This is a genomic window from Pseudomonas sp., from assembly GCF_049590575.1.
Lineage (GTDB): Bacteria > Pseudomonadota > Gammaproteobacteria > Pseudomonadales > Pseudomonadaceae > Aquipseudomonas.
This window is the reverse complement of sequence record NZ_JBAWDE010000356.1, coordinates 1-7,868: the sequence shown is the minus strand read 5'-3', so window position 1 is coordinate 7,868 and position 7,868 is coordinate 1. Positions and strand designations below refer to the sequence as shown.

The window sequence follows — 7,868 nt, the reverse complement described above, 5'->3', positions numbered from 1 at the left end:
GGCAAGCCCCCCCCCACAGGGGAATACATTGCAAATGTGGGAGGGGGCTTGCCCCCGATGAGGCCAGTAGCCCTAACGAAAAGACCTTACTGCCCCGCCACCTTCTCCGACTTGCCGTCATAGCGCTTGCGCCACTCGGTCAGGATGCTGTCGCGGTTTTTCGAGGCCCAGGCAAAGTCATTCTTGATCAGGCGTTGCTCGTAGTCGGCCGGTAATTCGGTCTGCGGCTTGGCAATGCCGGGTTGGGCGAGGACGGCGAAGTTGTCCTTGTACAGGTCCATCGCCGCGGTGCTGGCGGAGAAGTCGGCAAGCTTTTTGGCGGCGTCGGCGTGGGCGGTGCCCTTGATCACGGCAGTCGCTTCGATGTCCCAGCCCAGGCCTTCTTTGGGCAGGATGATGTCCAGCGGCGCGCCCTGGCGCTTGAGCTGCACGGCCGGGTACTCGAAGGAAATGCCGATCGGGAATTCACCCGAAGCCGCCAGCTTGCACGGCTTGGAGCCCGAATGGACGTACTGGCCGATGTTCTGGTGCAGATCATCCATGTACTGCCAGCCCTGCTTCTCGCCGAAGGTCTGCAGCCACGCGCTGACATCCAGGAAACCGGTGCCGGACGACGCCGGGTTGGGCATCACGATCTTGCCTTTGTACTCAGGCTTGGTCAGGTCCTGCCAGCTCACCGGCTTGGTCAGGCCCTGCTTCTCGGCTTCGACGGTGTTGAAGCAGATGGTCGCGGCCCACACGTCCATGCCGACCCAGGCGGGCGGGTTGGCGGCGTCGCGGTAGTGCTTGCCGATCTTGTCCAGGTCCTTCGGCGCGTAGTTCTCCAGCATGCCCTGCTGGTCGAGGATCGCCAGGCTCGAGGCGGCCAGGCCCCACACCACGTCGGCTTGCGGGCGGTCTTTCTCGGCCAGCAGCTTGGCGGTGATGATGCCGGTGGAGTCGCGTACCCATTTGATTTCGACGTCCGGGTTGGCCTGCTCAAAGGCCTTCTTGTAGCTTTTCAACTGCTCGGCTTCGAGGGCCGTGTACACGGTCAGCTCGGTCTTGGCGAAGGCATTCAGGCTGAATGCAGTGAGTACCGCAGCGACCAGCGCCAGGGGCTTGAACATGGAGCACCTCCTTCCGGGATGTTTTATTCGCCGGGCGCGGTCTGGCGCCAGGCTTGGGAGCGGCGCAATGCGCCACGTGAGGCCCACGCCAGCAACAGCGAAACGCCGCCTGAGGTGAACAGGATCAGGGTCGACATGGCGGCCGCGCCGCCGACGTTGCCGGCGTCGTCCATGTTCAACACGGCGACGGCGGCGAGGATGGTGTCGGGGCTGTAAAGAAAGATCGCGGCCGACACGGTGGTCATCGCCGACACAAACAGGTAGCGCACAATGTCCAGCAGCGCCGGCAGGCAGATCGGCACGGTCACGCGCAGATAGTGGCGGTACAGCGGCGCCTTGAGGGACAACGCGGCCGCTTCGAACTCGGCGTCCAGCTGGCGCAGCGCAGTGGTGGCGGTCATCTGCGCAGTGGTCAAATAGTGAGCAATAGTGCACACCACCAGCAGGCTCATGGTTCCGTAGAACACATGCAGCGGGTTGCCGTTGAGGTTGAAAAAGAACACATAGCCCAGGCCCAGCACCAGGCCCGGCACCGCCATCGGCACAAAACTGAGCATGCGCAGCGCCAGGTTCAGGCCTTTCTGGCCCTGGGTCTTTTCCATCAGGTAGGCACCGGTGAAGATCAACAGGCTGCCGATCAGCGCGGTGCACAGAGCCATGGTCAGGCTGTTGCGATAGGCAAGCCAGCCACCGCCGGCCGTGTCTTCGAACTGGTAATGGCTAAGCGACAACGACAGGTTGTACGGCCAGAACTTCACCAGCGACGAGTACACCGCCATGCCGAATACCAGCAGCAGTACGGCGCAGATCAGCAGCACGATGGCCAGGTAGCAGCCATCCCTCAACCGCGAGGGCGCGGGCTGGAAGACTTGGGCGCGGCCGCTCATGGCGTCGCCGTGACGGCGACGCAACCAGGCATCCACGCCGAAACTGAACAGCGCCGGCAGCAGCAACACCATGCCGATCAACGCGCCGCGACCGAACTGTTGCTGGCCGACCACCGCCTTGTAGGCTTCCAGCGCCAGCACCTGGTAATCGCCGCCGACCACCACGGGCACGCCGAAGTCGGTGATGGTCAGGGTGAACACCAGGCAAAACGCGGCGAACACGGCCTGGCGCGTGGCCGGCCACGTGATGCTGCGAAATGCCCGGGCCGGGCTGGCGCCCATGCTCGACGCGGCATCGAACAGCCGCGCATCCGCCAGGGAAAGCGCCGACAAAAGAATCATCAAGGCGTGTGGGAAGGTGTAGATCACCTCACCGAGCACAATGCCCCAGAAGCCGTAGATGTTGTCCGAGAGCAACCCGCGCAGCATGCCCTGGTTGCCGAACAGGTAGACCAGCGCAATGCCCGGCAGCATCGACGGGGCCATCAAGGGCAGCAGCGACAGACCGCGCCAGATCGCCTTGCCGGGAATCAACGTGCGTTGCAGGGCGTAGGCAAACAGGTAGGCCAGTGGTACGACGATGGCGGCCACGCTGAGGGAAACTTTCAGGCTGTTGCCCAGCAGCCAGTGGAAGTTGGCGCTGCTGACCAGCTCCCGTGCCGCAACCAGGCCGCCACCCTGCCCGGCTTCACTGCTGAAGCCGCGCCAGAAGATCGCCAGCAATGGCATCAGCACGGCGAGGCCCAGCAGCAACAGCCAAACCAGCTTGCCGCCGAGCACAAAAATGCGGTCGCCGGTTTCGACGCGGGACACCCGGCGCGCTATCGGCAGCGTCATTTCAGCCGCCATCTCAGGCAAACACCTGCAGGCTGCGTGGCGGCAAAGCCACCCAGATATCCTGGGCACCCAGGCGCGGCATGGCCTCCGGGGCGAGTTCGGCGAGCAGTGGATGGCCGGGCAGTTGCTCCAGTTCAAAGCTCATGCGGCAGCGGTTGCCGAGAAAGGTGATCTCGCGCACCTTCGCGGGGAACAGGTTTTCTTCATGCACCGGCGGGTTGACGCTGATCGCTTCCGGGCGGCAGAACAGGCGCCCGGTCCTGGCTACACCGGCATCGTCGGCCAGGCGCATATTCATCCCGCCGACCTGGGCATGGCTGGCACTGTTGCGGCTGAACGGCAGCCAGTTGCCCTGGCCGACAAATTCCGCCACAAACGGCGTGGCCGGGCGGTCGTAAATCGCCTGAGGCGTGGCGTATTGCTCGACCTTGCCGTTGTTCATCACGGCGATGCGGTCGGCCATCAACATGGCTTCGTCCTGGTTGTGGGTCACCATCAGCGTGGTAAGGCCCAGGCGCCGTTGCAGTTGGCGCAGCTCGGTGCACAGGTGCTCACGCACACGGGCGTCGAGGGCTGACATTGGTTCGTCGAGCAGCAGCAACGAAGGCGCCGGTGCCAGCGCGCGGGCCAGGGCGACGCGCTGCTGCTGGCCGCCGGAAAGCTGGCCGGGGTACTTTTTTTCGCTGCCGAGCAGGCCTACCAACTCCAGCATCTGCCCGACGCGCTGGCGCACTTCATCGCGACCACTGCCGGTGAGGCCGTAGCCGATATTCGCTTCGACGGTAAGGTTGGGAAACAACGCGTAGGACTGGAACAGAATGCCGTAGTCCCGCGCCTGGGGTGGCAGCAGGGAAACGTCGCGGTTGCCCAGGTAAAGTTCGCCGCTGTCCTGGCGTTCCAGGCCGGCTATGCAGCGCAGCAAGGTGGTCTTGCCGCAACCGGACGGGCCGAGCAGGCACACCAGCTCGCCGGCGGCGACGTCCAGGGACACGTTGTCCAGCGCGGTAAAGGCGCCGAAGCGTTTCTGGATACCGCGCATCTTCATGGCTGCGCCGGGGTTGGTCAGGGCTGTGTTCATGCGAGGCACCTCATCAAACTGATGAAAGCCATGCTAGGCAGCCAATACGTCCCGCTCGTGGCAGAAAGGCAAAACGTGGCGATAGTGGTATTGGTGGATTTGGGTAGCGATCCGAGCGGTGGGTTGCCTGGTGTACCGCTATCGGGGGCAAGCCCCCTCCCACATTTTGACCGCATCCTCCTGTTGGAACTCGGCTAACTGTGGGAAGGGGCTTGCCCCCGATTGGCCCTCACAGCCACCCCAAAACCTCAGAGCGGCGACATTTCCTGCGCCAACCCCAGAAACGCCGCCGGCAGACGCGCGCTTTTTCTTTCCTTGAGGCAGTACAGATACTCGGGAATCTGCGGCGCATTCTCGAGGGTCAGCACGCGCAGTTGCGGGCCATGGGGCACTTCCTGGCGGGCGATGATGCTGATGCCGATATTGCGCAGCACCGCTTCACGGATCGACTCGCGGCTGCCAATCTCCAACAGCGACCCACCACTCACGCCGGCGCCTTGCAACATCGCTTCGGTCAGCCGCCGCGTGGTCGAGCCCGCTTCGCGCATCAGCAAGGTGTGCCCGGCCAGCGCACTGAGCGGCACATGCTCGAGTGCGGCCAGGGGGTGGTTGCGGTGCACCGCCAGCACCAGGGGGTCGGTGCCGAGCACGCGGCGGATCAGGCGCGGGTCTTCCAGCAGTTGCGAGGAGGCGGCGACGTCGACGCGGTAATCGTCCAGGGCTTCGAGCACCTGTTGGGAGTTGCCGATTTCCACCGACACTTCCACCTGGGGCAGGCGTTCGCGGAAGGCTTTGACCAGATCAAGGATGTAATACGGTGCCGTGGCGGCAATCCGCAGCGCGCCCTGGACCTGGCCGCTGTTACGCAGGAAAAACTCGATATCGGCTTCCTGCTGCAACAGCGTCTTGACCATCGGCAGCAAGCGCGCGCCGTCGTCGCTGACGGTGAGGCGGCGGCCGCCGCGGTAGAACAGTTCAACCCCGTACTGGCTTTCCAGGTTGCGAACCTGGGTGGTGACCGTGGGCTGGCTAAGGCCGAGTTTTTTCGCCGCCTGGGTGATGCTGCCCAGTCGCGCGACCATATAAAAAGCCTTCAACTCGGCACTCAGCACACCACCCTCTCATCATTATTTGCGCAACAGGCGCAGGCCATTGAACACCACCAGCAGGGCCACGCCCATGTCGGCGAACACCGCCATCCACATGGTGGCCATGCCCAGGAAGGTAACGACCAGGAAGATCGCCTTGATCACCAGGGCCAACGTGATGTTCTGCTTGAGGATACTCGACGTTTGCCGCGAGAGCCGAATGAAAGCCGGGATCTTGCGCAAATCGTCATCCATCAACGCCACATCGGCGGTCTCGATGGCGGTGTCGGTGCCCGCTGCGGCCATGGCAAAGCCAATCTCGGCGCGGGCCAGGGCCGGCGCGTCGTTGATGCCGTCGCCGACCATGCCCACGCGGTGGCCCTGGCCGTAGAGGGTTTCGATGGCTTGCAGTTTGTCGGTGGGCAGCAGGTCGCCCTGGGCCTGGTCGATACCGACCTGGGCGGCAATCGCCTTGGCTGTGTGGGTGTTGTCGCCCGTAAGCATCAGGGTCTTGATGCCCAAGTCGTGCAGTTGCTGGATGGCTTCGCGGCTGCTGTCCTTGACCGTATCGGCCACGGCGAACAGGGCTAGCGGGCCGGACTTGTCGAGCAGCAACACCACGGACTTGCCTTGTTTTTCCAGGGCGAACAGTTTTTCTTCCAGCTCCGGCGAGCACAGCCCCAGGTCTTCAACCAGGCGATGGTTGCCCAAGTGGTAGGTCTGGCCATTGATATCGCCACGCACCCCACGACCGGCCAGCGCCTCGAAGTTATCCACAACGTGAGCCGGCAGGTTTTTATCCACAGCCGCATTGGCAATTGCCAGCGACACCGGGTGGTCGGAACGCCCGGCCAGGCTGGCGGCCAGGGCCGGCGCGCTGTCTTCGACATTCGGGAACAGCGCCAGGTAATCGGTTTGCACCGGTTTGCCGTGGGTGATGGTGCCGGTCTTGTCGAGGGCCAGGTAGTCGAGCTTGTAACCGCCCTCCAGATAGACGCCGCCCTTGATCAGGATGCCTTTGCGCGCCGCCGCAGCCAAACCGCTGACGATGGTCACCGGGGTGGAAATCACCAGGGCGCAAGGGCAGGCAACCACCAGCAGCACCAGGGCGCGGTAGATCCAGTCGAACCAGGCACCGGCCATGAACAGCGGCGGAATAATCGCCACGCCCAACGCAAACAGGAAGACGACCGGCGTGTAGATTTTCGAGAAACTGTCGACGAAACGCTGGGTCGGCGCGCGGGCGCCCTGGGCCTGTTCCACGGCGTGGATGATCCGCGCCAGGGTCGAATTATTCGCCGCCGCCGTGACCTTGTACTCCAGGGAACCCGCCTGGTTGATGGTGCCGGCGAAGACTTTATCGCCCACCGCCTTTTCAATCGGCAGGCTCTCGCCGGTGATCGGCGCCTGGTCGATGGTGGATTGACCGGCAGTCACTTCACCGTCCAGGCCAATGCGCTCGCCAGGTTTAACGCGGACGATCGCGCCCAGTTCGATACTTTTGACGTCTGTTTCCACCCACGCACCGTCAGCTTGCTGCACCGTGGCTTGCTCGGGGGCCATCTGCATCAAACCGCTGATGGCATTGCGCGCACGGTCGAGGGATTTGGCTTCGATCAGCTCGGCGACGGTGAACAAGAACATCACCATCGCCGCTTCTGGCCACTGACCAATCAGGACCGCGCCGGTGACCGCGATGCTCATCAGCGCGTTGATGTTCAGGTTGAGGTTTTTCAGGGCGATCCAGCCCTTTTTGTAAGTAGTGAGGCCGCCGCTGAGGATCGAAATCAGCGCTACGACGGCAATCACCCAGGTCGGTGCGGCATTGGTGAAGTGCAGCACTTCAGCGCCCAGCGCACCCACGCCGGACAACGCCAGCGGCCACCAGTGCTTCTTGGCGGGCGGTTCGGCGGCGGGGGTGCCTTCGACGATGGGGTCAGCCTGCATGCCCAGGGATTTGATCGCATCGACGATTGGCGCGGTGCTCGGCAGGTCATGGGTGACGCCGAGGATGCGGTTGATCAGGTTGAATTCCAGTTGCTGCACGCCGGCGAGCTTGCCCAGTTTGTTCTGGATCAGCGTCTGCTCGGTGGGGCAGTCCATGGCTTCGATGCGGAAGGTGCTCAGGCGTGAGCCAGCGGTGGGCGCTTCGCTCAGCGTCACCAGCGCGGGAGCTGGGCTGGCAGAGCAACATCCGCCGCCATGGTTATGCGCAGGCGTGAGTTTCTTGGGTTCATGACCATGGTCGTGATCGTGGTCGTGCTTATGCGGGGTGTGGATGGAATCGCTCATTCTGTCGCGTCCGTAGAGGTGCCTGTTGCCAAGTAAAGACCCTGTAGCCACTATAGGGTCAAGCACCCTTTTGGAGATTGCTGCGATGAAGATCGGCGAATTGGCCAAACTCACCGACTGCCCGGTGGAAACTATCCGTTATTACGAGAAAGAAGGCCTGCTGCCGCCCCCGGCGCGCACCGACGCCAACTACCGCGTGTACACCCAAGCGCACAGCGAACGGCTGATCTTCATCCGCAACTGCCGCAGCCTCGACATGACCCTGGAAGAAATCCGTAGCCTGCTGGGCCTGCGCGACAGCCCTCAGGACCAGTGCGAGAACGTGAATGCGTTGATCGACGAGCATATCCACCATGTGAAAGCGCGGATCGATGGGCTGTTGGCGTTGCAGGAACAATTGCTGGACCTGCGCCAACGCTGCGGTGGCGGGCCGGAATGCGGGATTTTGCAGCGGTTGGAGGTCAGCGGCAGTGTGACCAACGATGCCGAGCCTTCACACGTGGGCAGAAGCCACGGGCACTGAATCAGCCTGGCAACCCAATCCAAATGTGGGAGCGGGCTTGCTCGCGAATGCGGT

6 protein-coding genes are annotated in these 7,868 nt (G+C 63.3%); 1 reads left to right on the top strand and 5 read right to left on the bottom strand.

Annotation, left to right across the window (positions count from 1 at the left end):
- Positions 1-86: 86 nt before the first annotated feature.
- The 5 genes from WBR57_RS24450 to WBR57_RS24430 all read right to left on the bottom strand — a co-directional run bounded on the left by WBR57_RS24450 (position 87) and on the right by WBR57_RS24430 (position 7,291).
- Entirely contained in the window at positions 87-1,109 is a 1,023-nt protein-coding gene (locus WBR57_RS24450) for a putative 2-aminoethylphosphonate ABC transporter substrate-binding protein (RefSeq protein WP_424087408.1), read from the bottom strand.
- Positions 1,110-1,132: 23 nt separating this feature from the next.
- Entirely contained in the window at positions 1,133-2,845 is a 1,713-nt protein-coding gene (locus tag WBR57_RS24445) for a putative 2-aminoethylphosphonate ABC transporter permease subunit (RefSeq protein WP_424087406.1), read from the bottom strand.
- A gap of 1 nt (position 2,846) precedes the next feature.
- Complete coding sequence (locus WBR57_RS24440) at positions 2,847-3,911, bottom strand: putative 2-aminoethylphosphonate ABC transporter ATP-binding protein (protein WP_424087404.1); 1,065 nt, start codon at positions 3,909-3,911, stop codon at positions 2,847-2,849.
- A 248-nt stretch (positions 3,912-4,159) separates the two neighbouring features.
- On the bottom strand, positions 4,160-5,023 hold the full coding sequence (locus WBR57_RS24435) for a LysR family transcriptional regulator (protein ID WP_424087402.1): 864 nt from the start codon (positions 5,021-5,023) through the stop codon (positions 4,160-4,162).
- A 15-nt stretch (positions 5,024-5,038) separates the two neighbouring features.
- Positions 5,039-7,291 carry a heavy metal translocating P-type ATPase gene (locus WBR57_RS24430; RefSeq protein ID WP_424087399.1) on the bottom strand — a complete coding sequence of 751 codons (2,253 nt, stop codon included), beginning with the start codon at positions 7,289-7,291 and terminating at the stop codon, positions 5,039-5,041.
- An 85-nt stretch (positions 7,292-7,376) separates the two neighbouring features.
- Between WBR57_RS24430 and cadR the strand changes: the two genes are divergently transcribed.
- Entirely contained in the window at positions 7,377-7,814 is a 438-nt protein-coding gene (gene cadR / locus WBR57_RS24425; RefSeq protein WP_236411037.1) for a Cd(II)/Pb(II)-responsive transcriptional regulator, read from the top strand.
- Positions 7,815-7,868: the final 54 nt, after the last annotated feature.

Coding starts and splice junctions, on each gene's coding strand:
- WBR57_RS24450 (WP_424087408.1), bottom strand. CDS start 1,109: ATGTTCAAGCCCCTGGCGCTGGTCGCTGCGGTACTCACTGCATTCAGC.
- WBR57_RS24445 (WP_424087406.1), bottom strand. CDS start 2,845: ATGGCGGCTGAAATGACGCTGCCGATAGCGCGCCGGGTGTCCCGCGTC.
- WBR57_RS24440 (WP_424087404.1), bottom strand. CDS start 3,911: ATGAACACAGCCCTGACCAACCCCGGCGCAGCCATGAAGATGCGCGGT.
- WBR57_RS24430 (WP_424087399.1), bottom strand. CDS start 7,291: ATGAGCGATTCCATCCACACCCCGCATAAGCACGACCACGATCACGAC.
- cadR (WP_236411037.1), top strand. CDS start 7,377: ATGAAGATCGGCGAATTGGCCAAACTCACCGACTGCCCGGTGGAAACT.